21 protein-coding genes and 1 riboswitch are annotated in these 24,251 nt (G+C 37.6%); of the genes, 14 read left to right on the forward strand and 7 right to left on the reverse strand.

Annotated elements, in window-relative coordinates; all coding sequences use genetic code 11:
- The first annotated feature begins 11 nt into the window (after positions 1 to 11).
- From K1I41_RS00985 to K1I41_RS01005, 5 genes are all read left to right on the forward strand, one after another.
- The gene (locus K1I41_RS00985; protein WP_220640828.1) at positions 12 to 767 is read left to right on the forward strand and encodes a DUF3108 domain-containing protein; all 756 of its coding nucleotides are present in this window, start codon (positions 12 to 14) and stop codon (positions 765 to 767) included.
- Between the two features lie 118 nt (positions 768 to 885).
- A riboswitch (Fluoride riboswitch) is annotated at positions 886 to 955 on the forward strand.
- Between the two features lie 36 nt (positions 956 to 991).
- A complete protein-coding gene (locus tag K1I41_RS00990) occupies positions 992 to 2,275 on the forward strand; it encodes a voltage-gated chloride channel family protein (protein WP_220640829.1) in 1,284 nt (427 codons plus the stop codon).
- 100 nt (positions 2,276 to 2,375) lie between these two features.
- Positions 2,376 to 3,260 (forward strand): GTPase Era, encoded by an 885-nt coding sequence (gene era / locus K1I41_RS00995; RefSeq protein ID WP_220640830.1) that lies wholly within the window; start codon positions 2,376 to 2,378, stop codon positions 3,258 to 3,260.
- Between the two features lie 92 nt (positions 3,261 to 3,352).
- Positions 3,353 to 4,660: a ribosome biogenesis GTPase Der gene (der, locus tag K1I41_RS01000; RefSeq protein ID WP_220640831.1), complete on the forward strand. Its 1,308-nt coding sequence runs from the start codon at positions 3,353 to 3,355 to the stop codon at positions 4,658 to 4,660.
- 177 nt (positions 4,661 to 4,837) lie between these two features.
- The gene (locus K1I41_RS01005) at positions 4,838 to 7,654 is read left to right on the forward strand and encodes an outer membrane beta-barrel protein (protein WP_220640832.1); all 2,817 of its coding nucleotides are present in this window, start codon (positions 4,838 to 4,840) and stop codon (positions 7,652 to 7,654) included.
- Positions 7,655 to 7,757: 103 nt separating this feature from the next.
- On the opposite strand, the gene K1I41_RS01010 is transcribed toward K1I41_RS01005, so the two are convergent.
- From K1I41_RS01010 to K1I41_RS01030, 5 genes are read right to left on the reverse strand one after another with little or no spacing between them, the layout of a single operon-like run.
- Complete coding sequence (locus K1I41_RS01010; protein WP_220640833.1) at positions 7,758 to 8,552, reverse strand: TPM domain-containing protein; 795 nt, start codon at positions 8,550 to 8,552, stop codon at positions 7,758 to 7,760.
- Positions 8,553 to 8,990, reverse strand: coding sequence for a TPM domain-containing protein (locus K1I41_RS01015; RefSeq protein WP_220640834.1), 438 nt, complete (start codon positions 8,988 to 8,990; stop codon positions 8,553 to 8,555).
- Between the two features lie 3 nt (positions 8,991 to 8,993).
- Complete coding sequence (locus K1I41_RS01020) at positions 8,994 to 9,578, reverse strand: LemA family protein (protein WP_220640835.1); 585 nt, start codon at positions 9,576 to 9,578, stop codon at positions 8,994 to 8,996.
- Between the two features lie 14 nt (positions 9,579 to 9,592).
- On the reverse strand, positions 9,593 to 9,922 hold the full coding sequence (locus K1I41_RS01025; protein ID WP_220640836.1) for a MerR family transcriptional regulator: 330 nt from the start codon (positions 9,920 to 9,922) through the stop codon (positions 9,593 to 9,595).
- On the reverse strand, positions 9,922 to 10,899 hold the full coding sequence (locus K1I41_RS01030) for a M23 family metallopeptidase (protein WP_220640837.1): 978 nt from the start codon (positions 10,897 to 10,899) through the stop codon (positions 9,922 to 9,924). The genes K1I41_RS01025 and K1I41_RS01030 overlap by 1 nt, the downstream gene beginning before the upstream one ends.
- Before the next feature lie 130 nt (positions 10,900 to 11,029).
- Here K1I41_RS01030 and alaS point away from each other — a divergent pair, with 130 nt between their 5' ends.
- The 6 genes from alaS to K1I41_RS01060 all read left to right on the forward strand — a co-directional run bounded on the left by alaS (position 11,030) and on the right by K1I41_RS01060 (position 17,287).
- Positions 11,030 to 13,660, forward strand: a complete 2,631-nt coding sequence (gene alaS / locus K1I41_RS01035; protein WP_220640838.1) for an alanine--tRNA ligase — start codon at positions 11,030 to 11,032, stop codon at positions 13,658 to 13,660.
- A 22-nt stretch (positions 13,661 to 13,682) separates the two neighbouring features.
- Complete coding sequence (locus K1I41_RS01040) at positions 13,683 to 14,444, forward strand: hypothetical protein (protein ID WP_220640839.1); 762 nt, start codon at positions 13,683 to 13,685, stop codon at positions 14,442 to 14,444.
- A 26-nt stretch (positions 14,445 to 14,470) separates the two neighbouring features.
- Positions 14,471 to 15,430 (forward strand): GSCFA domain-containing protein, encoded by a 960-nt coding sequence (locus tag K1I41_RS01045; RefSeq protein WP_220640840.1) that lies wholly within the window; start codon positions 14,471 to 14,473, stop codon positions 15,428 to 15,430.
- 66 nt (positions 15,431 to 15,496) lie between these two features.
- Positions 15,497 to 16,003 carry a GbsR/MarR family transcriptional regulator gene (locus K1I41_RS01050; protein ID WP_220640841.1) on the forward strand — a complete coding sequence of 169 codons (507 nt, stop codon included), beginning with the start codon at positions 15,497 to 15,499 and terminating at the stop codon, positions 16,001 to 16,003.
- 63 nt (positions 16,004 to 16,066) lie between these two features.
- On the forward strand, positions 16,067 to 16,375 hold the full coding sequence (locus K1I41_RS01055) for a hypothetical protein (RefSeq protein ID WP_220640842.1): 309 nt from the start codon (positions 16,067 to 16,069) through the stop codon (positions 16,373 to 16,375).
- 3 nt (positions 16,376 to 16,378) lie between these two features.
- On the forward strand, positions 16,379 to 17,287 hold the full coding sequence (locus K1I41_RS01060; protein ID WP_220640843.1) for a TIGR01777 family oxidoreductase: 909 nt from the start codon (positions 16,379 to 16,381) through the stop codon (positions 17,285 to 17,287).
- Here K1I41_RS01060 and K1I41_RS01065 read toward each other — a convergent pair.
- On the reverse strand, positions 17,284 to 18,105 hold the full coding sequence (locus tag K1I41_RS01065) for a UbiA prenyltransferase family protein (protein WP_220640844.1): 822 nt from the start codon (positions 18,103 to 18,105) through the stop codon (positions 17,284 to 17,286). The genes K1I41_RS01060 and K1I41_RS01065 overlap by 4 nt on opposite strands.
- A 133-nt stretch (positions 18,106 to 18,238) precedes the next feature.
- Between K1I41_RS01065 and gcvP the strand changes: the two genes are divergently transcribed.
- From gcvP to K1I41_RS01080, 3 genes are all read left to right on the forward strand, one after another.
- Positions 18,239 to 21,088, forward strand: coding sequence for an aminomethyl-transferring glycine dehydrogenase (gene gcvP / locus K1I41_RS01070; RefSeq protein ID WP_220640845.1), 2,850 nt, complete (start codon positions 18,239 to 18,241; stop codon positions 21,086 to 21,088).
- 45 nt (positions 21,089 to 21,133) lie between these two features.
- A complete protein-coding gene (locus K1I41_RS01075) occupies positions 21,134 to 21,511 on the forward strand; it encodes a group III truncated hemoglobin (RefSeq protein WP_220640846.1) in 378 nt (125 codons plus the stop codon).
- Positions 21,512 to 21,628: 117 nt separating this feature from the next.
- Complete coding sequence (locus K1I41_RS01080; RefSeq protein ID WP_220640847.1) at positions 21,629 to 22,687, forward strand: 3-oxoacyl-ACP synthase III family protein; 1,059 nt, start codon at positions 21,629 to 21,631, stop codon at positions 22,685 to 22,687.
- Positions 22,688 to 22,696: 9 nt separating this feature from the next.
- Here the strand turns inward: K1I41_RS01080 and K1I41_RS01085 are convergent, their stop codons facing one another.
- Positions 22,697 to 24,166: an oligosaccharide flippase family protein gene (locus tag K1I41_RS01085; RefSeq protein WP_220640848.1), complete on the reverse strand. Its 1,470-nt coding sequence runs from the start codon at positions 24,164 to 24,166 to the stop codon at positions 22,697 to 22,699.
- Positions 24,167 to 24,251 lie beyond the last annotated feature (85 nt).

Genomic DNA, 24,251 nt, shown 5'->3' on the forward strand with positions numbered 1-24,251 from the left:
ACCATACAACCATGAAAAAAACACTACTACTAATTACGTACATTATATGTTTGCAATACATGCAAGCACAAGTTGTTGATAGTGTTAATACAAAAAGTAACACGCTACGATTGGATCAGCTTAAAAGCGGTAACAACACCTATGTTGTTTACATACAAGACTCTTTAAACGAACCTAAATATAATTTTGAATTGTGGGAACGAATAATTGATAAAAATGCTACCTCAAATAAAAACACACTCGTTTGGAACAGGTATCAGAACAATAAAACTAAATTTTACAAGTACACCATTGCGTTTACCAACAAACTAGAACCCATAAGTGAAGAAGTATACCATGAGGATATAAAAGATGGTATAACTGTTATTACTAAAAAACACTTTGTATACAACGGTAACCAAATGCATTCTAATCCCGATAGTAATAAGCATACTGCCAAACCCGTTGAGGTTTTAGATTTGAAAAACTCTTTTAATTGGGAGTTGGATTTAGAAACACTCTCAACACTGCCTTTAGCAAAAGGCAAAACATTTGCTATTAACTTTTATCATCCAGGCTCTAGAATACCACCAAAATATTATGATTTTGTAGTAGACAGAAGCGAAAAGTTAACTTTTAATAATAAACCTCTTGATTGCTGGGTTGTAAAAGTTGTTTACTCTAAAAAGCAATCCAGTGAGTTTTGGATAGATAAATCTACCCACAGCGTACTGCAAATGAGAGAATATTTTTATGGGAAATACCGCTACAAAAAACTAATAGTTTAGTATAGCCAATTACACAACAACGCTATACACGGTAAATTTCCACTATACTATTAGAGTCTTTTTTCGTAAAAAAAGAAATATCTATACGTATAAAACAGTATAAAATAGTAATTTTGCTGTTACCAATGGCAATGATGTCTGCCTCGAACTGCTTTTTATAACCAAAAGCTAATGACGTCTGTTTAATGGCTTATGCCATAATAGATGTATTTAACTAAGGCAAAATGACAAAAAGAAACTTTGCACCAAACATTGCAAACATTCCGCAAGTAAATTATTTCTCGTATCTACTTAAATGGCTTTTATTAGCCTTACTAATTGGCGCACTCATCGGGTCGGTAACTGCTTTTTTTCTCACGTCGCTAAATTGGGCTACCAATTGGCGCGAAAATCATGTATGGATTATAGCACTACTCCCCATTGGCGGGCTTATAATAGGTTTAATGTACCACTACTGGGGTACATCGGTAGTAAAAGGTAATAATCAATTGCTAGAAGAATTCCATAGTCCCAAACAAATAATACCGCTAAAAATGGCTCCTTTGGTATTATCGGGTACGCTAATAACCCACTTTTTCGGAGGCTCGGCAGGCAGAGAGGGTACAGCTGTACAAATGGGCGGCGCAATAGCCGACCAATTTACTAAGCTGTTTAAATTAAAAAATACCGACCGAAAAATTATCCTCATTATGGGGATAAGTGCTGGTTTTGCAGCCGTTTTTGGTACACCCTTAGCAGGGGCAATATTTGCGTTAGAGGTATTAGTGGTAGGGCGCGTGCGGTACGAAGCTATTTTACCTAGCTTTTTGGTAGCCGTAATCGCCAACTATGTATGCGATTTATGGAATGTAGCACACACGCACTATACCATACCCATAGTGCCCGAAATGGATATTATTAACCTGTGCTACACCATTGCAGCAGGAATACTATTTGGTTTGGTTGCGCTTTTATTCTCCAAAACAACCCATTCGTTTGGGAGTTTGTTTAAAAAAACAATTAGCTATCCACCGTTACGTCCACTTATAGGTGGTATCTGTATTGCTTTGGTAGTATGGCTACTAGGTACAACAAAATATATTGGTTTGGGTATTCCTACTATTGTAGATGCTTTTAACCACGATTTACCACAGTACGATTTTTTAATAAAACTACTGCTAACCGCTTTTACACTTGGCGCAGGCTTTAAAGGCGGCGAAGTAACCCCGTTATTTTTTATTGGTGCTACGTTAGGTAACGCACTGTTTTTGTTTGTACCATTACCCATAGCCTTGTTAGCAGGTATGGGGTTTGTTGCCGTATTTTCGGGAGCAACCAACACCCCAATAGCCTGTACCCTTATGGGTATTGAGTTATTTGGCGCAGAAAGCAGCTTATACATAGGCGTTGCGTGTACGGTTGCCTATCTGTTTTCAGGGCATACAGGTATATACTCCTCTCAAATTGTAGGCAGCCCAAAACACCATATATACAAAAAGTTAAAAGGTAAAAACCTTAACCAACTGTAAGCCTGTTGGGTACAAATACAATTTTAGTACACCAATACCACTCGTATTTTACAATTATGATATTTAAAGACTTATCTTTGCAGATTAAAAGAAGTATAGTATGACACACAAAGCGGGCTTTGTAAATATAATAGGAAATCCAAACGTAGGTAAATCTACGTTAATGAATGCATTTGTAGGCGAACGCCTATCCATAATTACCAGTAAGGCACAAACCACACGCCACCGTATATTGGGTATTGTAAATGGCGACGATTTTCAGGTAATATTATCTGATACACCCGGTATTATAAAACCTGCCTACGAGTTGCAGTCTAGCATGATGGATTTTGTAAAATCGGCTTTTGAAGATGCCGATATTCTTATTTACATGGTAGAAATTGGCGAAACAGCATTAAAAGATGATGCCTTCTTCAATAAAATAATACATGCCAAAATACCCGTACTATTACTCTTAAATAAAATAGATAAATCGAGCCAAGAACAGCTGGAAGAACAGGTACAACTTTGGAAAGAAAAGGTACCCAATGCAGAGTTATACCCCATATCGGCACTCGAAAACTTTAATGTAACCGAAGTATTCAACCGAATTATAGAATTGTTACCCGAGTCGCCTCCCTTCTACCCTAAAGATGCACTTACCGATAAGCCCGAACGCTTTTTTGTAAACGAAACCATACGCGAAAAAATACTCCTTAATTACGAAAAAGAAATTCCGTACGCCGTAGAGATAGAAACTGAGGAATTTATTGAAGATGAAAATATTATTCGTATTAGAGCCTTAATTATGGTAGAGCGCGACACCCAAAAAGGGATTATTATAGGGCATAAAGGAGCAGCTATTAAAAAAGTAGGCATACAAGCCCGCGAGGATTTAGAAAAATTCTTTGGCAAGCAAATACACATCGAAATGTTTGTAAAGGTAAATAAAAACTGGAGGAGCAACAGTTACCAACTAAAACGCTTTGGGTATAACCAAAAGTAAATGGTAAAAACAGCTTTACAATAAACTATTGGCTAATGCCTTATGCCCAATCGCTTATAATGCTTACTTTTGCAAAAAATTAAAATTCTGTAATGAACAATATAGTAGCCATAGTAGGACGCCCAAATGTAGGTAAATCTACTTTTTTTAACCGCCTCATACAGCGCAGGGAAGCTATTGTCGATTCTGTTAGTGGCGTAACGCGCGACAGGAACTACGGCAAGAGCGAATGGAATGGCAAAGAATTTTCGGTAATTGATACAGGCGGATATATAAAAGGATCGGATGATATTTTTGAAGGCGAAATACGCCGACAAGTGGAGCTTGCTATAGACGAAGCCGATGTTATTGTATTTGTAGTAGATGTAGAGGAAGGCATTACGCCCATGGACGAAGAAGTTGCTAAGCTACTCCGTAAAGTTACCAAGCCTATACTGCTGGCTGTAAATAAGGTAGATAACGGACAGCGTGAAAAAGATGCTGTAGAGTTTTACAATCTCGGACTAGGCGAATTTTACACCTTTGCAGGAATGAACGGTTCGGGTACTGGCGATTTGTTAGATGCTTTAGTAGAGCTACTACCCAACGCACAAGAACCTGAAGATAACGAAGAATTACCCCGATTTGCTGTAGTAGGACGCCCAAACGCAGGTAAATCATCATTTATAAATGCTCTTATAGGCGAAGAGCGTTTTGTAGTTACCGATATTGCAGGTACTACCCGCGATGCTATAGATACTACCTACAACCGTTTTGGTTTTGAGTTTAAGTTGGTAGATACCGCTGGTATACGCCGTAAAGCCAAAGTAAAGGAAGATTTAGAGTTTTACTCTGTAATGCGCTCGGTAAGAGCCATAGAGCATAGCGATATTTGTATTTTGGTAATTGATGCTACACGTGGGTTTGAGGGGCAAGACCAAAGTATATTTTGGCTCGCCGAAAAAAACCGTAAAGGTGTTGTAATACTAGTTAATAAGTGGGATTTAGTTGAGAAAGATAATATGACTACCCGCGACTACGAGTGTAAAATTAGAGAAGAGCTACAGCCGTTTGACGATGTACCCATCCTATTCGTATCGGCATTAACCAAACAACGTTTACTAAAAGCCCTTGAAACTGCTGTTGAAGTTTTCGAAAACAGAAAGCAACGTATTGCCACCTCCAAGCTAAACGATATTATGCTACCCATTATAGAGCATAATCCGCCACCAGCCTTAAAGGGTAAATACGTAAAAATAAAGTTCTGTATGCAGTTGCCTACTCCAACACCGCAGTTTGTATTCTTCTGTAATCTGCCACAGTACGTAAAAGAGCCTTACAAACGTTACCTAGAAAATAAAATGCGCGATATATTTAACCTGTCAGGCGTGCCTATAGATATTTACTTCCGCCAAAAATAAAACATAACCCGAAGCAGTGCTTCGGGTTTTTTATTCCCCAATAGTAAACAATAAATACTATATGTAATTAATTGTAAATGTAGCCTGGACTACAATTATTAATTTGTTTTTGGCATACTAAAACACGTATTTAGCGGTTTAAAAATATTGACCTACCAATTATTAAATACAAACCTCATGCAGAAAAGCATTACGCTGCTATTACTATTGTGCACTACATTATGTTTTAGCCAGAACGTAACCCTTAAAGGCACAGTAAACGATCCTGATAATTTACCCATCGAATCGGCTACCGTTTACCTCACTTCCGTTAAAGATAGTACTGTAATTAACTATACCATATCTGATAACAATGGTAATTGGGAAATACAATTGAGAGCCAAAGAAGAACCTATCGATTTAAAAGTGTCCTTTATAGGTTTTGCCGATTATAAAGAACGCCTAGATAAAATTACAGAAGATAGAGATTTTGGCACCATCCAAATGTCCGATAAATCTACAGAACTAAATGAGGTAGTAATAGAAGGCGAAGTCCCTCCTATTAGGGTAAAATCGGACACGTTAGAGTTTAATGCATCATCATTTAAAGTACGCCCCGACTCCAACGTACAAGCACTAATAAAACAATTACCTGGTGTAGAGGTAGATTCCGATGGAAAAATAACCGTAAACGGGAAGGAAGTAAACCAAGTGTTGGTAAACGGGAAGCCATTTTTTGACGAAAACGGACAAATTGCACTGCAAAACCTACCTGCCGACATTATAGATAAAGTACAGGTAACCGATACCAAAACCAAAAAAGAGGAGCTAACAGGCGAAGCTGCAAGTGGCGATAACGCAAGCATTAACCTAACTATTGAAGAAGATAAAAACAAAGGCTTTTTTGGTAAGTTTATGGGCGGTTATGGTACAGACGACAGGTACGAGAGCAGCGCCCTTGTAAACTACTTTAAAGGCGACCGAAAAATAAGCCTATTGGCATCTGCCAACAACATTAACTCCCCAGGGTTTACCATGAACGAAATATTCGATAGTATGGGCGGTGGTCGTAACACGTCGGTGTATACCACAAGTAGTGGCGGTTTTGGTATAAACGGCATGCGCTTTGGTGGCGGTAATGGTATTACAAAATCTAAAATATTAGGTATTAATTATGCTGATATATGGATGGAGAACCTAGACTCTAATATGAGTTATTTTTATACGGCTGCCGATACCGAAAATGAAAACCGAACAACACTAATTACCTACCTTACAGGTAACGAAGATGGTGCAACCACCGAAAACAGTTTGGTAACAGAATCGACATCTAAAACAAGAACAGACCAATACTCCAACAATTTTAATACTGAGTTTGAGTTTAAAATTGATTCTACCTCAACTATTTTTTTCGACCCCGAATTGGTAGTTGCCAATAGTAAAAACTACAATACATCGCAACAAACAACACGTAATCAGGATAATTTATTACTGAACGAAAGCGAAGGAACCACTTTTAACAAAAACGAAAATAAAACCTTTGGCGGTTCTTTGGACTATAATAAAAAGTTCAGTAAAAAAGGGCGGTACTTTAATGTTTATTTACAAAACAACAACAGGATTGACGATGGAGCTGCATTTAATAAAACACAAACCCTTTTTTACGATAATAGTGATGCAGTACCTACCGTAACCTCTGATAATCGGGACCAAGTGCAATTTAACAGGCAAACAAGTGACAGTTATGAGGCTGGATTGGAATATGCCGAGCCTATTACTGACTCGATTACATTAATAGCAGGTTTAGAATATGATATAAGGCGAAATGTAGAAGACCGTGATGGTTTTAACTTTGATGCGGTAACAGATGGCTACACAAGCCGTAACGACTCGTTAACCAATTACCTAGCATCCAATACCCACACCCTTACACCTACGCTGGGGATACGAATACGTCGAAAAAAATACTCGCTTTCCGTTTCAGGAGGTACAGCAAATACCCGATTCAGAAACGATGGTAGTTACAGGGGGGTAGATTATACGGTAAACAACGATTATTTATTACCCGAATTGCGTGCGAACTTTAATTACAGGTTTTCAAAATCAAAATCCACCTACATATCATACAACTACGATGTTAATTTTCCGCAAGCAAGCCAAGTACTCCCCATAGAGGATGTAAGCAATGCATTAAGTACCCAAACAGGTAACCCCAACTTAGAGCCTAATAAAGGGCATCGTTTTTACCTCAGTTTCAGGAATTTTGATTATACCACGCACTCTGGATTTAACGCTTACGGAGGCGGTACTATAAGAAACAGCCAAGTAGTGAGCAGAACAGATATTAGTAGTAGTGCAAAACGAACAACTACATTTACCAACGTATCGGGTACGTACCAAACATGGTTTGGAGGGTACTGGAGTAAATCTGTAAAAAGAGAAGGGTATAAATTGCGCTTTAACATTGGTATTAATGGTAACTTAAGTTTAAATAAAGGGTTTACTAATGGGGAGCTTTTTAAGGCGAACGATATTAGTATTTCGCCACGCGTAAATTTTACTTGGGAGTATGGCGACATCCTTACCGTAAACCCCTCATATAACTTTAGGTACAACCAAACCAACTACACCAACTACACCATAAACTCGGCAAGCAATACAACCCACGAGCTTAGTTTACGTACCACATCCTACTGGCCAAAGCATTTTGTTTTTGGTAACGATTTTGGGTACAACTACAACTCCAATTTAGGTAGTGGGTTTAGGAACGATTTTTACTTGTGGAATACCAGTATTGGCTACAACTTTTTAAACGATAAATTACTTTTTAAAGTAAAGGTGTACGATGTGCTTAACCAAAACTTAGGTACCTCCAGAACGATTACGGCAACTTCGGTTTTCGACCAAGAAAATATTGTATTAAAACGTTACGTAATGTTTTCGCTTACGTATAAAATCCAAAAGTTTGGAGCTAAAAAAACAGAAGATAATGCCAACAGGTTTTGGTGGTTTTAAAGTATAAACGAAATATAAAAAACAAGAACGGATAATATTGTAAAACACAAAAGCAGTTACCTGATTAGTAACTGCTTTTTGTGTTGTTATTTTTATTATTTGTTTACCAGCTTCCGCCTGCACCACCGCCACTAAAGCCGCCGCCGCCGAAGCCTCCTCCGAAACCGCCACCGCCAAAACCACCTCCTGAACTGCCACCGCCGAAGCCTCCGCTACGCCCAAGACTACTTAGTATTAGTATATCGGTTAGTGTGTTGCCAAAACCACCACCCCTACCGCCACGACCTCCGCCGCCACGTCGTGAAATGGATGATATTATAAATATAATCAGAATAATAAAAAAGATTACGGCACCTACGGGGAAACCGTTGCCTTTTTTGGCATCAGCTTTATATTCGCCCTGCATTACCTGCATAATAGCCGTAGTACCCTTATCTATACCAGCGTAATAATTACCTGCTTTAAATTCGGGCTTAATATCATTTTCAATAATAAGTTTAGATGTTGCATCGGTTAAAAGGTGCTGTGTACCATCGCCTGTTGCTATAAACATCTCCCTATCATTAAATGCTATTAACAAAAGTATACCATTATCTTTGCCTTCTTGCCCTATACCCCAAGTATCGGCAATATCAAAAGCATATTTCCAAGTAGCTTCATTTCCCGTTGTAGGTACAGCAACTACAACTATTTGGGTAGATGTTGTATCGGCATAACGAATAAGTTTTTGCTCAATACTTTTGCTTTCACTTTCGGTTAAAATGTTAGTTCCAAAATCGTAATAACTAGTTTGTTTGGATGGTTTTTCAGGAATTTTTACCGTTTGCCCTACTACCGAAAAGGAAACAAGCAGTATTAGCAGTAATAAATAACCTTGTATATTTTTAACTTTTTTCATTTAGCTCTTAGAAATTTCATTAGAAAGCTCATTCTCATCATCATCTTGGTACGGAAAATATTTTTTGAGGCGTTCTCCTGCTTTTAATATCCCATCTACAAGCCCCTCTTTAAAATTGCCATTTTTAAATTGTGCAATAACGGCATCTTTAGTGCTGTTCCAAAAATCATCTTCTACCACTTTATCAATACCCTCATCGCCAACAATGGCAAATGTTTTATCGGTTACCCCTAAATAAAAGAGCACGCCATTACGGGCAGCGGTTTTATGCATTTCTAAAAGCTGAAAAACCTCCTGAGCTCTTTCGAGGGGAGGTTTTTCTGTATGATTTTCAATATGTACCCTTATCTCTCCCGATGTGTTTTTTTCGGCAGTAGCAATAGCAGCTACTATCTCTTTTTCTTGATCGGGAGTTAAAAATTCTTTTTTTGCTTTCATATCTTAGTTGAAATCAAATTGCACTTCTGGTGCTTTCTCTGCACCTTCGTCAGCTTTAAAGCGCGCCATGTCTTCAAAACCTAATATGTTGGCAAACAACACATTTGGAAAACTATGTTTCTTTTTATCGTATTTGTTTACTGCTTCGTTATAACGGTCACGCGCTACATTAATTCTGTTTTCCGTTCCTTCCAATTGCGACTGTAATGCCAAAAAGTTTTGGTTCGCTTTAAGGTCAGGATAACGCTCTACCGTTACCAAAAGCCTAGATAATGCACTTGATACATTACCTTGCGCCTGCTGGAATTGTGCTAATTGCTCTGGTGTAATATTGGTAGGATCAATATTAACCGAAGTAGCTTTTGCTCGTGCCTCTATAACATCGGTAAGTGTACCACGCTCAAAATCGGCAGCTCCCTTAACGGTATTTACTAAATTACCAATAAGGTCGTTTCTGCGTTGGTAGCTACTCTCTACATCTGCCCATGCTGTTTTAGCATCGGCTCTTACGCCTACTAAACCGTTGTACGAAAAAATTACTATTAATACTAATACTGCAAGTATAATCCATCCAATCCACTTTTTCATTGTTATGTGTGTTTTTAAAGTTCGTTTTTAATATTATGTAATACTGTTTTTACAGCTTCTAATTTACGAATAATCTCGAATTTATCCATTGTCTTTTTCTGTCCTTCTTTCAAATGTATTTTAGCACCTTCTAGGGTAAAACCCCGCTCCTTAACCAAATGGTAAATTAGTTGCAGGTTTTTTACATCTTCGGGTGTAAACATACGGTTACCCTTAGCATTTTTTTTGGGTTTAAGTATGGTAAACTCCTTATCCCAAAAGCGTATTAACGATGCGTTTACGCCAAAAGCTTTGGCAAGCTCACCTATACTGTAATATCGTTTTTCGGGTAAATCTAAATGCATTAGTCAAGCGATTGGTTTTCTTGGTTAGCTAATTTAGAGATTAAAACATACTCTTTAGCCGAAATAGTACCGTAATAAAAATTAATAGGGTTAATAGCCTTTCCACCCTTGTGTACCTCGTAGTGCAAGTGCGGTCCTTCGGATCGACCTGTACTCCCTACGTAGCCTATTACATCGCCACGTTTTACCTTTTTACCAACCCTAACATTATACTTGCTAAGGTGGGCATATAACGTTTCGTAACCAAAACCATGTTTTATAACAATATGGTTGCCATAGCCCGAAGCCTTGTTATCGGCACGGCGCACTACGCCATCTCCCGTTGCGTATATAGGGGTACCTGTTTTAGCAGTAAAGTCCATACCCGCATGAAACTTACGTATTTTGGTAAATGGGTCGCTCCTGTACCCAAAACCCGATGCAAGACGTTTTAAATCTTCGTTTTTAACAGGCTGTATGGCAGGTATGGCTGCAAGCAGCTTTTCTCTGTCTTTTGCCAGCTTGGCTATTTCTTCTAACGATTTGGATTGTACCACCAACTCTTTGGAGATTACATCAAGCCGTTTAGTGGTTTTTATAATTATATCCGAGTTGTTGTACCCCTCTAAACCTTTGTAACGGTTTACCCCTCCAAAACCTGCCTTACGTTGCTCTTCTGGTATGGGCGATGTGTTAAAATACGTGCGATACAAATTATTATCACGCTCCGCTATACTTGCCAAAACCTCATCAACCTGATCCATTTTACGGTTTAATACCTCATAACGAATCTTCATGTTTTCAATTTCGCGTGCCTGCAACTTATCTTTAGGCGTTTCAAAATAAGGGGTATTTAATAATACTATAAAACACAGAAAGCCAAACAGTGCCGAAGCTACTATAAACAGTAGCCCAACACCTATTTTTTTGCCTTTTTTTACCCTTACCTTATGGTAGGACAACGTTTCTGAATCGTAATAATATTTTACCTTAGACATATTGCTAATTTATTCTATTTTTGCACCTTACAGCGTAGCGCATAAAGCCAAAACCAATAGACGTACAAATGTAAGAAATGTTACGGTTTTAGAGCTACTTAATTTTCGATAAACAAAATTATACCCAAATATGAAATCGAGGGATATTAGAAAGCAGTTTTTAGATTTTTTCCAAGATAAAGGACACTTAATTGTTCCTTCAGCACCCATTGTAACCAAAGACGACCCTACCCTAATGTTTAACAATTCGGGTATGGCACAGTTTAAAGAATATTTTTTGGGGAATGCAACACCAAAAAGCAATCGTATTACCGATTCGCAAAAATGCCTGCGTGTTTCGGGTAAACATAACGATTTAGAGGATGTTGGTTTTGATACCTACCACCACACCATGTTTGAGATGCTGGGTAACTGGAGTTTTGGCGATTATTTTAAAAAAGAGGCTATTAATTGGGCTTGGGAACTACTAACCGAAGTATATAAAATTCCGAAAGACATACTGTACGTAACCGTATATGAAGGCAGCGAGGAAGATAAAGTTCCGTTTGACCAAGAGGCATACGATATTTGGAAGGCACTTATAGGTGAAGACCGTATACTGACAGGAAACAAAAAAGACAATTTTTGGGAAATGGGCGACCAAGGACCTTGCGGACCTTGCTCGGAAATTCATGTAGATATTCGTTCTGATGCAGAAAAAGCAAAAGTTTCGGGTAGAGATCTGATTAATGCCGACCACCCACAAGTTGTAGAGATTTGGAATAATGTATTTATGGAGTTTAACCGTAAAGCCGATAAATCGTTAGAGGCATTGCCATCGCGCCACGTAGATACGGGTATGGGCTTTGAAAGGCTTTGTATGGTATTACAAGGGGTACAAAGTAATTACGATACTGATGTGTTTACACCGCTAATTAAAAAAGTAGAACAACTTACAGGCAAACACTACAAAAGCAAGGCAGACAACGATGCCGAAGAAAAAGCAAATATTGCTATACGTGTGGTGGCAGACCACGTGCGTGCTGTTGCCTTTGCTATTGCCGATGGGCAATTACCTAGTAATACGGGTGCAGGTTACGTTATCCGTAGGATATTGCGCCGTGCCATACGTTATGGGTTTACCTTTTTAGATAAAAAAGAACCTTTTATTTACGAGCTTGTAGCTGTACTTAGTGAGCAAATGGGCGAATTTTTCCCAGAAATAAAAGCGCAACAAAGCCTTGTTACCAATGTAATTAAAGAAGAAGAAGCTTCTTTCTTACGTACCCTAGAGCAAGGACTACAATTATTGGAAAATGTAGTGCTGCAAACCGAAGGCAACGAAGTATCGGGAGCTAAAGTATTTGAATTATACGATACTTTTGGTTTTCCAGAAGACCTTACGGCACTCATCTTAAAAGAAAAAGGATTTAATTATGATAAAGCAGCTTTTAATGCTGAGTTAAAGAAGCAAAAAGACCGTTCGCGCGCTGCTGGCGAAGTAGCTACCGACGATTGGAATATTGTTATAGATAATGCTAATGAGACCTTTGTAGGCTACGACCAACTGGAAAATGAAGTGAAAATTACCCGTTTCCGTAAAGTAAAATCTAAAAAAGAAGGTACACTATACCAACTCGTATTGGACAGTACGCCTTTTTACCCCGAAGGTGGCGGGCAGGTAGGCGATAATGGTATTTTGGTTACACCCAACGAAACCATAGCTGTTATTGATACCAAAAAGGAGAACAACCTTATACTGCACATTACCAAAAAATTACCCGATAATGTTAATGCTACATTTACTGCAAAGGTAGATGGTACGTTACGAAGTAAATCAGCAAGTAACCACACTGCTACACACTTACTGCATTTAGCATTGCGCACTGTTTTGGGTACACACGTAGAGCAAAAAGGCTCGTTAGTAAGCCCTAACTATTTGCGTTTCGATTTTTCGCATTTTGCTAAAGTTACCGATGATGAACTACAACAGGTAGAGCATTTTGTAAACGAAAGAATACAAGAACATTTACCACTAATTGAACGTAGAAGCATTCCGTTTCAAGAAGCAATAGCCGAGGGCGCTTTAGCATTATTTGGCGAAAAATATGGCGATAATGTACGCGCCATAAAGTTCGGCGATAGTATGGAACTTTGTGGAGGCACACACGTAAATAATACTGCCGATATATGGCACTTTAAAATAAAAAGCGAAGGTGCTGTTGCAGCAGGTATTCGCCGTATCGAAGCCATAACAAACCAAGCCGTAAAAGCGTATTTTGCTACACAAGAAGAAACACTTAACGAAGTAAAATTAGCCCTTAAAAACCCTCAGGACACTTTAAAAGCAGTAACCTCTTTGCAGGATGAAAATGCCAAGTTAAAAAAACAGGTAGAAGCGCTACTAAAAGATAAAGCTAAAAATCTAAAAGGAGAATTAGCAAAAGAAATTGAAGAAATAAACGGTGTTAAATTTCTTGCCAAACAAGTAGACCTTGATGCTACAGGTGCTAAAGATTTGGTTTACGAACTCGGCAATTTAGGCGATAACCTGTTTTTACTACTGGCTACAGCACAAAACGATAAGCCTATGCTCACTTGCTACATATCTAAGGAGCTAGTTGCCGAAAAAGGGCTCAACGCAGGGCAAGTAGTCCGCGAATTGGGTAAATACATACAAGGTGGTGGCGGTGGTCAGCCGTTTTTTGCTACAGCAGGTGGTAAAAACATCAATGGTATTAATGAAGCATTGGCAGCAGCGAAAAACTTTATAAACAAATAATAATTAAATTTTATTCGAGAAAATGAAAAACATACTTGGTTTTGTTCTATTAGTAGTAATATTATCCTCTTGTTCTAGCGATTCTGACAACAGCACAACTATTGATGAAAGCACTATTTTTTTAAAAAAAACTATTACCAACCATCCCGATGGCACATTAGTTACAGCTAACTATCATTACAATGATACATATATTACTGGCATTACATATTCGGACGGTAGAAATACCGCATATGAATACGAAAATGACTTACTAGTGGCAATAAAAGAATACGATACTAATGGTGAGTTATCTAAAATTGAGCAATACAGCTACTATGATTCAATTAATAAAACTGCTGCAATGCTAACCACTACTTATCCTGAGCAAGCTAGTATATACACAACCTTTAGTTACTATACAGGCTGGCTAGTAGAAGTTAATAAGTATAATGTGATTGGTAACGGAGAATTTTATTTTCTATCTAAAATTAGAACAAAGTTAAACGGCAACGGAATTTATGAAGCGTCTGAATATGACGAAAACTATGACTTTTTGAGGCAAAACACTTATATATACGACTTAAAAAACAACCCACTAAAAAATACGGCTTCTTTTGATACACAAATCATACATAAGTTTTGGGGTAGCGACCATAACATATTAAGCTATAATAAAAGTGGAATTGGTGCTGGCGATTCTTACACTGTTAAATACACCTATAACGAAGCTAATTTTCCAATTACAGGAAAAAAAACACTTCGCAATGGTGACATAATCAATACTGAATACTTCTACGAATAGTATAACTTAAAACCTATTTAACAATAATGCAATTCAGAACCCAAATACCTATTACAAAAAGTAGTCATAGTATTGGTTACAATTCAAAAATAGTGTCTTTGGGTTCTTGTTTTGCGGTAAATATGGGCGAAAAGCTCAACTACTTTAAATTCAGGAATACCATAAACCCATTCGGTATATTGTTCCACCCATTAGCTATAGAAAAGTTTATTGGCTACACTCTGCAACAAAAGCAATTTACCGAAGCTGATATTTTTTACCATAACGAACGTTGGCATTGCTTTGATGCGCACAGCGATTTAAGTAATCCAGATAAAAATGTACTGCTTCAAAACCTTACTATAGCAACTACAACTACTCGGTTGGCATTACAACAAGCCTCGCACAGTATTATTACATTAGGTACGGCATGGGTGTATCGGCACAAAGAATCGGGGAATATTGTAGCCAATTGCCATAAAGTACCGCAAAAAGAGTTTACTAAAGCACTACTTTCGGTTACTGCTATAAAAGAAAGCCTCGAAAAAACTATGGCTTTAGTTAGAGAAGTTAATCCAAAAATAAAATTCGTTTTTACGGTTTCACCCGTGCGGCATATCAAAGATGGTTTTGTAGAGAACCAATGGAGTAAAGCCAACCTTATAGCTGCTTTACATGAGGTATTAACAACTCCCCCTTCGGGGGCTGACGGGCTTTATTTCCCGTCGTATGAAATTATGATGGATGAGCTACGCGACTATCGTTTTTACGAATCCGATATGATTCACCCCAATAATATTGCTATTGATTACATCTGGGAACGTTTTACCGAAACTTATATTGAAGAAACCACCCAAGCCATGATGAAAGAAGTTAACACCATACAAAAAGGGTTACTTCATCGTCCTTTTAACCCTGATTCGGAAGAACATAAAGCTTTTCAGGAAAAACTGAAGCAGCGTTCTGCTAACCTACATGCTAAATATCCTACTATTATTTTTGAATAATTTTCTTTTACAAATAAAGTTTCATTTTTTACTGAAAGTTTAAAAATATTATTTTATCTTTGAACTATGGAATTCAGCGAAGCAAAAAATAAGTTTGTACAAACGTGGGGCGCATTAGGCTCGCAATGGGGCATTAATAAAACCATGGCACAAATACATGCTTTGCTTATGGTAGCTCCTGAAGCATTATCAATGGAAGATATTATGGAAGAGTTACAAATATCGCGTGGTAATGCAAGTATGAACTTGCGTGCTTTAATGGATTGGGGCATTGTGTTTAAAGAATATAAAGCGGGCGAACGTAAAGAGTTTTTTATTGCCGAGAAAGACCTTGATGAACTAGCGGTAAAAATAGCACAAGAACGTAGTAAAAGAGAAATTAAACCCGCACTTAGGGTACTAAAGGATGTATCTACAGGTGTAAAAAATGATAAATCGGTAGAAGCAAAGCACTTTACCAACCAAACGGCAAAGCTTTACGATTTTGTATTAAAAGCTGATAATATGATTGAGAAAGTAACTGAGTTTAAAGATAATTGGATAGGCAGATTGGTTACGAAAATTATGAAGTAAAAAAATTTACATTTGAATTTCAAATATTTTTGAAAGTTTAAAACAATCAATACAATTAAAGTGATGAAAAAATTAAACTATTTTTTTGTAGGTGTACCTACTCTATTAAGCTTAATAGGCTTTGTGTACAAAGAGCTTTGGTTTATTGCTGCGCTTTTTATGATCTTAACAGGATTATTTCAGATTACTACTGCAGTAATTTGGACTGGTAGCGAGGGTAGTAATAATATTTTTTTGAGAATTTATTGGCTGCTAACAATATCATTCTTTTTAATGTGGGTGTTTACCGATTGGTATTGGATAATTGTATTGCCACCTATAATTGCAATATACTTTACTGTAATTCTCAATTATAATTTCAAAAATACTTAACCCATGAAAAAACTAATCGTTGCAGCAGGAACAGGTTTTTTAGGACAAGTGCTTATAAACCATTTTAAAAATAAAGTAGCTGAAATTGTAATCCTGACCCGTAGCAAAACCTTACAGGAAAACAATATACGCTATGTACATTGGGATGCCAAAACCTTAACAGGATGGGAGACCGAATTGGAGGGCGCCGATGTACTCATTAATCTTGCAGGAAAATCGGTAGATTGCCGTTACAACGCGCAAAATAAAAACGAAATAATAGCATCGCGAGTAGATAGTACTGCAATACTCAATAAAGCCGTACTACAGTGCACCAATCCGCCTAAACATTGGCTCAACTCTTCTACTGCTACTATTTATCGGAATAGCGAAAACAAACAAATGGATGAGTTTACAGGCGAAATCGGTCATGATTTCTCTATGAATGTTGCCAAAATGTGGGAGAGTACTTTTTTTCAGGTAGCAACACCTAAAACTAAAAAAACAGTACTCCGAACTTCGATTGTATTGGGCAAAAACGGTGGAGCTTATCCAACATTAAAAAAATTAGCACAACTTGGTTTTGGTGGTAAGCAAGGTAGTGGTAAACAATACGTAAGCTGGATTCACGAACATGATTTTGCCCGTGCTGTAGCTTTTGTAATTGATAAAGAACTGGAAGGCGAGATTAACATCGTATCGCCCACTCCAACAAAAAATAAAAACTTCATGGCGCTATTAAGGCGTAGTGTAAACATGCCAATAGGCATACCTGTTAGCAAACCACTATTAAAAATGGGGGCAATGCTTATAGGTACTGAAACAGAATTAGTACTAAAAAGCCGTAACGTTATCCCTACCCGATTACACAATGAAGGTTTTAAGTTTACATATAATAACCTACAAGAAGCTTTACAAAACCTTATAAGTTAGTACGCACTAGCCAACAGCACCAATAATAGCCAAAAAATTGGGATGCTTTCTACCCAAAACAACGTATAATATTTGGATCGGTTGGGTGTAGCAAAAACAGTAAATAATGCTGTAACTACTACCAGTACAAAATTAATAACAAGCTCTTTAGTGCTAATTGCTGTTTTAAAAAATGTTAGTATATAAAACAGCAAAAGCAATCCAATATTGAGCCATTGGGTATATTTTATCCCGATTTTCTGTGGTACCGTCATAAGGAGAGGGTCATCCTCCTTAGAATCAATAATCTCGAAAATGAGAATCAGAATAATAACAAAAATAAAACGCTGAGCGCATTTTAAAGCTACGTCTACCAATACTACGGGCATGCCTGCATTTTGTAGCGGTAGTAACACCGTAATGCCTGCCCAACAAAGGGCAACCATATAAATTTTAATACCCGTCCAATTGCGCATATTTTTCCTTCGCGGGAAAAGTGGTACGGTATAAAGTAATGTAAGTACAAAAAACACAATACATGTTATTTGCGTAATACGGGCTAATAATAAAAATGCCCAACCCGAGAGTAATAATGCAACAATGCTAATAGCAGTAATTACTTTTAGCTCGGTAGTAATGTGTTTTTTGCTGCGAAAATAATCTTCATATTTTACAAAATTATAGCCCCCTATAGTTCCAAAGAAAACATAAGCAGCTATAGGAGCGTCAAACGGGAGTTGGAAGATGTGCAACGTCATTAACAACAACGATAGTACTGCAAAAGCAACGTGTATACTACCATGTATGTAAAGTCTGAATAACGTCCTAAATACATTCATCACACAAAAATAATCAATATGCTAAAAGTAATAGGTTTAAGATGGAAAATTCACAAAATAGGCAACCAAAAAGCATTTTATTTTGAATATAAATAATTACTTTTGTGCCACTAAAAACAACGCAGCAATATACATGAGAACAGATGCTTTTGCTTTGAGACACATTGGTCCGAGAGAAAACGATTTGCAAGAGATGTTGGACACCATAGGTGCAGAATCTATGGAACAACTAATATACGAAACACTGCCTGATGATATCCGTTTAAAGGAGCCTTTACAACTAGATCCTGCCATGACGGAATATGAGTATATGAACCATATACGTGAGCTAGGCGCAAAAAATAAAATATACAAATCATACATAGGTTTAGGCTACCACACTACCATTGTACCTGCTCCTATACAACGTAATATATTCGAAAACCCAGGGTGGTATACTGCCTATACACCCTACCAAGCCGAGATAGCACAGGGACGCTTAGAGGCGTTACTTAACTTCCAGACCACTATTATTGAATTAACAGGTATGGAAATTGCCAATGCTTCGTTACTAGACGAAAGTACGGCTGCTGCCGAAGCTATGGCGTTGTTATTTGATGTTCGTACACGCGAGCAAAAAAAGAGTAATGCAAATAAATTCTTCGTATCAGAAGAATTATTACCACAAACACTTTCGGTATTAGAAACACGCTCTGCTCCTATCGGTGTAGAACTTGTTGTAGGAAATCATGAAGAGTTTGATTTTTCCGAGGACTACTTTGGAGCATTGCTACAGTATCCAGGAAAATACGGGCAAGTATACGATTACGGAAGTTTTATTGCAAACGCAAAGCAAAACGAAATAAAAGTAGCAGTAGCTGCCGATATATTAAGTCTTGTTAAGCTAACGCCTCCTGGAGAAATGGGTGCAGACGTTGTAATTGGCTCTACCCAGCGCTTTGGTATACCTATGGGCTACGGCGGACCTCACGCAGCTTATTTTGCTACAAAAACAGCCTACAAACGTAGTATGCCCGGCAGAATTATTGGGGTAACTATAGATGCCAACGGTAACCGTGCGTTACGTATGGCACTACAAACCAGAGAGCAACACATAAAACGCGAAAAAGCAACATCTAACATCTGTACGGCACAAGTGCTACTTGCTGTTATGGCAGGTATGTATGCTGTATACCATGGTCCTAAAGGGCTTAATTATATTGCCGATAAAATACACCGCTCGGCAGTAACCACAGCCGAAGCTCTTAACGAGCTAGGCGTATTCCAAGCCAATACATCGTTTTTTGATACAATTGTTGTTAAAACCGATGTAGCCAAAGTACAGGCAGCAGCCGAAGCAAAATCCATTAACTTTTATTACATCGACAGAGAAACGGTTTCGATTTCATTTAACGAAGCTACTTCACTAAAAGACATAAACGATATTGTTGGAATTTTTGCCGAAGCAATAGAGCGCGATATCGACCCTATAACAGAATTATCTAACGCAACATCAATTCCTAGCCAAATACAGCGTACTACCGATTTCTTAAGCCATGAGGTATTCAACAAATACCACTCAGAAACCGCTTTAATGCGCTACATCAAAAAACTAGAGCGTCGTGATTTAGCCTTAAATCATTCTATGATTTCTTTAGGCTCCTGTACCATGAAGTTAAACGCTGCGGCAGAAATGTTACCATTAAGTTTACCGTACTGGAATAGCATTCACCCATTTGCCCCTATTGAGCAAGCAGAGGGTTACCAAATAATGCTTAAAAAGCTAGAAGAACAACTTAATGTAATTACAGGTTTTGCAGGCACTACCCTACAGCCCAACTCGGGTGCACAAGGTGAGTATGCAGGGTTAATGGTTATTAGGGCATACCATCATGCCAATGGCGATACAAACAGAGATATTGCCTTAATACCCGCATCGGCACATGGTACAAACCCAGCATCGGCTACTATGGCAGGGATGAAGGTTGTAGTTACCAAAACGTCCGAAAATGGTAATATTGATGTAGACGATTTACGTGCAAAAGCAGAGCAATATAAAGACAGACTATCGTGCCTAATGGTTACCTACCCATCTACGCACGGGGTGTACGAGGCGTCTATAAAAGAGATTACAAAAATAATACACGATAACGGTGGGCAAGTATACATGGATGGTGCTAACATGAATGCACAGGTTGGTATTACCAACCCTGCTACTATTGGTGCCGATGTTTGCCACCTTAACCTACACAAAACATTTGCCATACCACACGGTGGTGGTGGTCCTGGTGTTGGTCCTATTTGTGTTGCGGAGCACTTAGCGCCCTTTTTACCAACCAACCCAATAGTACCTACTGGCGGTGGTAATGCTATTACAGCCATATCGGGTGCGCCATGGGGGTCGGCATTAGTATGCTTAATCTCGTACGGTTATATTACCATGCTCGGCGAGGAGGGGCTTACCAACTCTACTAAGTATGCAATACTAAACGCCAACTATATTAAGGAAAAACTTAAAGGGCATTACCAAACGCTTTATACAGGCGAAATGGGAAGGGCAGCACACGAAATGATTATTGAGTGCCGACCATTTAAGCAAAAAGGCATAGAGGTTACTGATATTGCAAAACGATTAATGGATTATGGTTTCCATGCCCCTACAGTATCGTTCCCAGTAGCTGGTACAATGATGATAGAGCCAACAGAGAGCGAAAACCTAGAAGAACTAGACCGTTTTTGTGAAGCGATGATTGCCATTCGTGAAGAAATTGAAGCTGTTAACGCCGACGATAAAAACAATGTACTTAAAAATGCACCACATACCCTAGATATGCTAACCAGCGACGAATGGTTATTGCCTTATACTAGAGAAAAAGCGGCATTCCCATTAGATTATATAGCCGACAATAAATTTTGGCCAGCAGTACGACGGGTTGATGATGCTTATGGCGACAGAAACCTAATTTGTTCTTGCGCGCCAATTGAGGCGTATATGGAGAGTTAAAAATTTAAGCTGCCTTTGGGCAGCTTTTTTATTAAAGTTCATAACATGAAAGACATCGAAACCAGAGGAGATATTGAGCTTTTTATGCGCTCGTTTTACGAGGCAATGCTTAACGACCCCGCCATTAGTTACGTATTTACTGATGTTGCAAAAATAGATTTAGAAGCTCATTTACCACACCTAACTGATTTTTGGGAACAAACGTTGCTGCGTAAAGGTACCTATCGTAAAAACGTACTCCAGATACATCTGGATTTGAATGATAAAGAGCGGTTAACAAACGAACATTTTGAGGTATGGCTCAATCATTTTACGACTACTGTAGATAAACTTTTTCAAGGCAAAAACACCGAGCGTATAAAAACAATAGCATTATCTGTAGCATCAGTTATGAAAATAAAGATGTATCCACAAAAACATTAATTATTTCGTAATAAATATCGCTTTAAACAAGAATACACCAATTATTATGCATGCATAAGGCTATACTATTAAGATTAGTGTATATTTGACTATATTAGCTATAAAACACAGGGCAATATGAACATAAAGATTACGGGATGCGGAAGCTATATTCCTAAGCATACCGTTACGAATCAGGATTTTGCATCGCATGTATTCCTAGAAGAAGAGGGCGAGCCCTTACAGCATACTAATGAAGTTATAACAAGTAAGTTTAAACAAATAACAGGTATAGAGGAGCGCAGATACGCCAAATCGAACCTTTTAAACTCTGATATTGCTTTCTTTGCAGCCGAAAAAGCAATTGCTGATGCTGACGTTGATAAAGAATCAATCGACTATATAATATTAGCACATAACTTTGGCGATGTTAAAGCAGGTACTATCCAATCGGATATGGTACCTAGCCTTGCAGCACGCGTAAAATACCGTTTGGGCATTAAAAACCCCAAATGCGTAGCCTACGATATCCTTTTTGGATGCCCTGGCTGGATAGAAGGTGTTATACAAGCACAGGCATACATTAAGGCAGGTATGGCAAAACGCTGCCTAGTGGTAGGCTCTGAAACTTTATCGCGGGTGATTGACCCACACGACCGTGATAGCATGATTTACTCTGATGGGGCTGGTGCCACGGTATTAGAAGCAATTGATGAAACGGGAGGTATACTAGGGCACGAAACAGCTTCGTTTACACATGAGGAAGCCTACTTTTTATTCTTCGGAAAATCGTATAATCAAAGTCACGATTCGGATATTCGCTACATAAAAATGCATGGGCGAAAAATATACGAATTCGCACTAAGCCACGTACCGCAAGCCATGAAAGAGTGTTTGGATAAAAGCGGTATTGGTATTGATGCACTTAAAAAAATAATTATACACCAAGCAAACGAAAAAATGGACGAAGCCATTGTTAAGCGTTTTTACAAACTGTACAATAAAGTGCCAACGGAAGGTATTATGCCCATGTCCATACAAAAATTAGGGAACAGTAGTGTGGCAACCATACCAACGTTGTACGATTTATTGATAAAGGGAGAGGTAGAAAATCAGGAACTTAATAGTGGCGATGTGGTTCTTTTTGCATCAGTAGGTGCAGGTATGAATATTAATGCTATAGCCTACAGAATATAATGCTATATTTTATTTGAGTTTTGTAAACCTCAGCACTTTATCTACCCAAATATTTACCTGATGTACTAGCTTTAACTTGTACACGGCAATTACATTAATTGCTATTGATAGTACTACTTTGTAAATGAGGTCTGTAATGTTAGAATCTGTACTCGGTAAAAAATATAGTACCACTCCCGAAAGTAGAAATAGTAAGGCTAGTTTTAAAAAATTAGTATCAAAAGGCAGTATTCCAAACTTCTTATAAATAAAATACAGCTTGGCGGCATTAAACAACGTCATAGATAATAACGATGCATAAGCAACCCCTGCTATACCCAAATTAGTATAATAAATAAACCACAGGTTAAGCGATACGTTTAAAACAACCAAAGTCAAAATCATTACTATGTTAAATTTGTAATACTTTGAATAAGCAATTATTTCTGTATTAAAACCCGTAGCCATATTAATAACTACACTAAGCCCTAAAATATTTATTATAGGGATAGTTTCTTTTAGAGCATCGTAAGTTGGCAATAATTTAAAGAGATCATTAAGCCCCATAAGTATGCAACTATATAACAACGCTCCTATAAAAAACAGTAACCTAGCAACTTCTTTATATTTCAAACTAAGTTCACTGAAATTATTAGAAGTAATATAATTTGAGATAACGGGGGCATACATTGCAATTAAGCCAACTGCGGGTATTTGTAACGTAGCTGCCAACGTAACACCGTTGGCAAAAATACCGTTAGCCTCTTCAGATATCAAATTAAATATAAACAAGCTATCTATCCTAAAAGCTAATAACGACCCCAAGCTAGCTGCAAAGGCATACAAACTATAGTTGAAATATTCTTTTCTTGAAATTTTTTTGAACAAGGGTTCAAAGTCAAAATTAAAATTAGGTTTAAAGTGCTTAAAAATATACACACCTACTAAAATAAACACACCTATATAGCACAGCACGTATAGTATTATTGCTTGATTCTCTAAAATCAAAAAATTTAGTAACAATAAAAATACAAGAGGAAGAGTTATTTTAGGAATGATTTTTTCAAAAAGTGTGGGTACGGCAAGTTTTTGGATATTTTGTGCTTGTTTTCGAAATAAATCAATAAATGCTATGGCTATGGCTATAGGGAATGCAAAATAAATATAATTGATATACTTATAATCTGAAAAAACACCAAATACCAGTAGCATTAACAAAACAAGAAGCCCAATAACGCTTATTGATAATATACTGTAATTAAAAAGTTGTTTCTTTCTTCCCTCATCCAACACAGGATAAAACTTTATAAGCGCCTGAGAAACACCCAATACCATAATGGGGTAAAGAAGCTGGGCAACAGTATCGATAAACTTAATTGTTCCTGAAAAAGCAAAGTCCAGTGGATAAATAAACAATGCCGAGATAATACCGATAGCTGTACCTAAGTAATTTATAATAGTATAAAATAAAGCCTGCTTATGTAAAATCTGATTTTTCAATATAAAGGAACAACAGTTTCAGTAAAAGCAAATATAGTTTGCATTTGCTAAAATAAGGATATAGTTTTTCTTTATTTTTGGAAAA

Source organism: Flavobacterium litorale (assembly GCF_019613795.1).
Classification (GTDB): Bacteria; Bacteroidota; Bacteroidia; order Flavobacteriales; family Flavobacteriaceae; genus Flavobacterium; species Flavobacterium litorale.

Excerpts from the sequence above, each read along its gene's own strand:
- K1I41_RS00985 (WP_220640828.1), top strand. The coding sequence starts at position 12 with ATGAAAAAAACACTACTACTAATTACGTACATTATATGTTTGCAATAC.
- K1I41_RS00990 (WP_220640829.1), top strand. The coding sequence starts at position 992 with ATGACAAAAAGAAACTTTGCACCAAACATTGCAAACATTCCGCAAGTA.
- era (WP_220640830.1), top strand. The coding sequence starts at position 2,376 with ATGACACACAAAGCGGGCTTTGTAAATATAATAGGAAATCCAAACGTA.
- der (WP_220640831.1), top strand. The coding sequence starts at position 3,353 with ATGAACAATATAGTAGCCATAGTAGGACGCCCAAATGTAGGTAAATCT.
- K1I41_RS01005 (WP_220640832.1), top strand. The coding sequence starts at position 4,838 with ATGCAGAAAAGCATTACGCTGCTATTACTATTGTGCACTACATTATGT.
- K1I41_RS01010 (WP_220640833.1), bottom strand. The coding sequence starts at position 8,552 with ATGAAAAAAGTTAAAAATATACAAGGTTATTTATTACTGCTAATACTG.
- K1I41_RS01015 (WP_220640834.1), bottom strand. The coding sequence starts at position 8,990 with ATGAAAGCAAAAAAAGAATTTTTAACTCCCGATCAAGAAAAAGAGATA.
- K1I41_RS01020 (WP_220640835.1), bottom strand. The coding sequence starts at position 9,578 with ATGAAAAAGTGGATTGGATGGATTATACTTGCAGTATTAGTATTAATA.
- K1I41_RS01025 (WP_220640836.1), bottom strand. The coding sequence starts at position 9,922 with ATGCATTTAGATTTACCCGAAAAACGATATTACAGTATAGGTGAGCTT.
- K1I41_RS01030 (WP_220640837.1), bottom strand. The coding sequence starts at position 10,899 with ATGTCTAAGGTAAAATATTATTACGATTCAGAAACGTTGTCCTACCAT.
- alaS (WP_220640838.1), top strand. The coding sequence starts at position 11,030 with ATGAAATCGAGGGATATTAGAAAGCAGTTTTTAGATTTTTTCCAAGAT.
- K1I41_RS01040 (WP_220640839.1), top strand. The coding sequence starts at position 13,683 with ATGAAAAACATACTTGGTTTTGTTCTATTAGTAGTAATATTATCCTCT.
- K1I41_RS01045 (WP_220640840.1), top strand. The coding sequence starts at position 14,471 with ATGCAATTCAGAACCCAAATACCTATTACAAAAAGTAGTCATAGTATT.
- K1I41_RS01050 (WP_220640841.1), top strand. The coding sequence starts at position 15,497 with ATGGAATTCAGCGAAGCAAAAAATAAGTTTGTACAAACGTGGGGCGCA.
- K1I41_RS01055 (WP_220640842.1), top strand. The coding sequence starts at position 16,067 with ATGAAAAAATTAAACTATTTTTTTGTAGGTGTACCTACTCTATTAAGC.
- K1I41_RS01060 (WP_220640843.1), top strand. The coding sequence starts at position 16,379 with ATGAAAAAACTAATCGTTGCAGCAGGAACAGGTTTTTTAGGACAAGTG.
- K1I41_RS01065 (WP_220640844.1), bottom strand. The coding sequence starts at position 18,105 with ATGAATGTATTTAGGACGTTATTCAGACTTTACATACATGGTAGTATA.
- gcvP (WP_220640845.1), top strand. The coding sequence starts at position 18,239 with ATGAGAACAGATGCTTTTGCTTTGAGACACATTGGTCCGAGAGAAAAC.
- K1I41_RS01075 (WP_220640846.1), top strand. The coding sequence starts at position 21,134 with ATGAAAGACATCGAAACCAGAGGAGATATTGAGCTTTTTATGCGCTCG.
- K1I41_RS01080 (WP_220640847.1), top strand. The coding sequence starts at position 21,629 with ATGAACATAAAGATTACGGGATGCGGAAGCTATATTCCTAAGCATACC.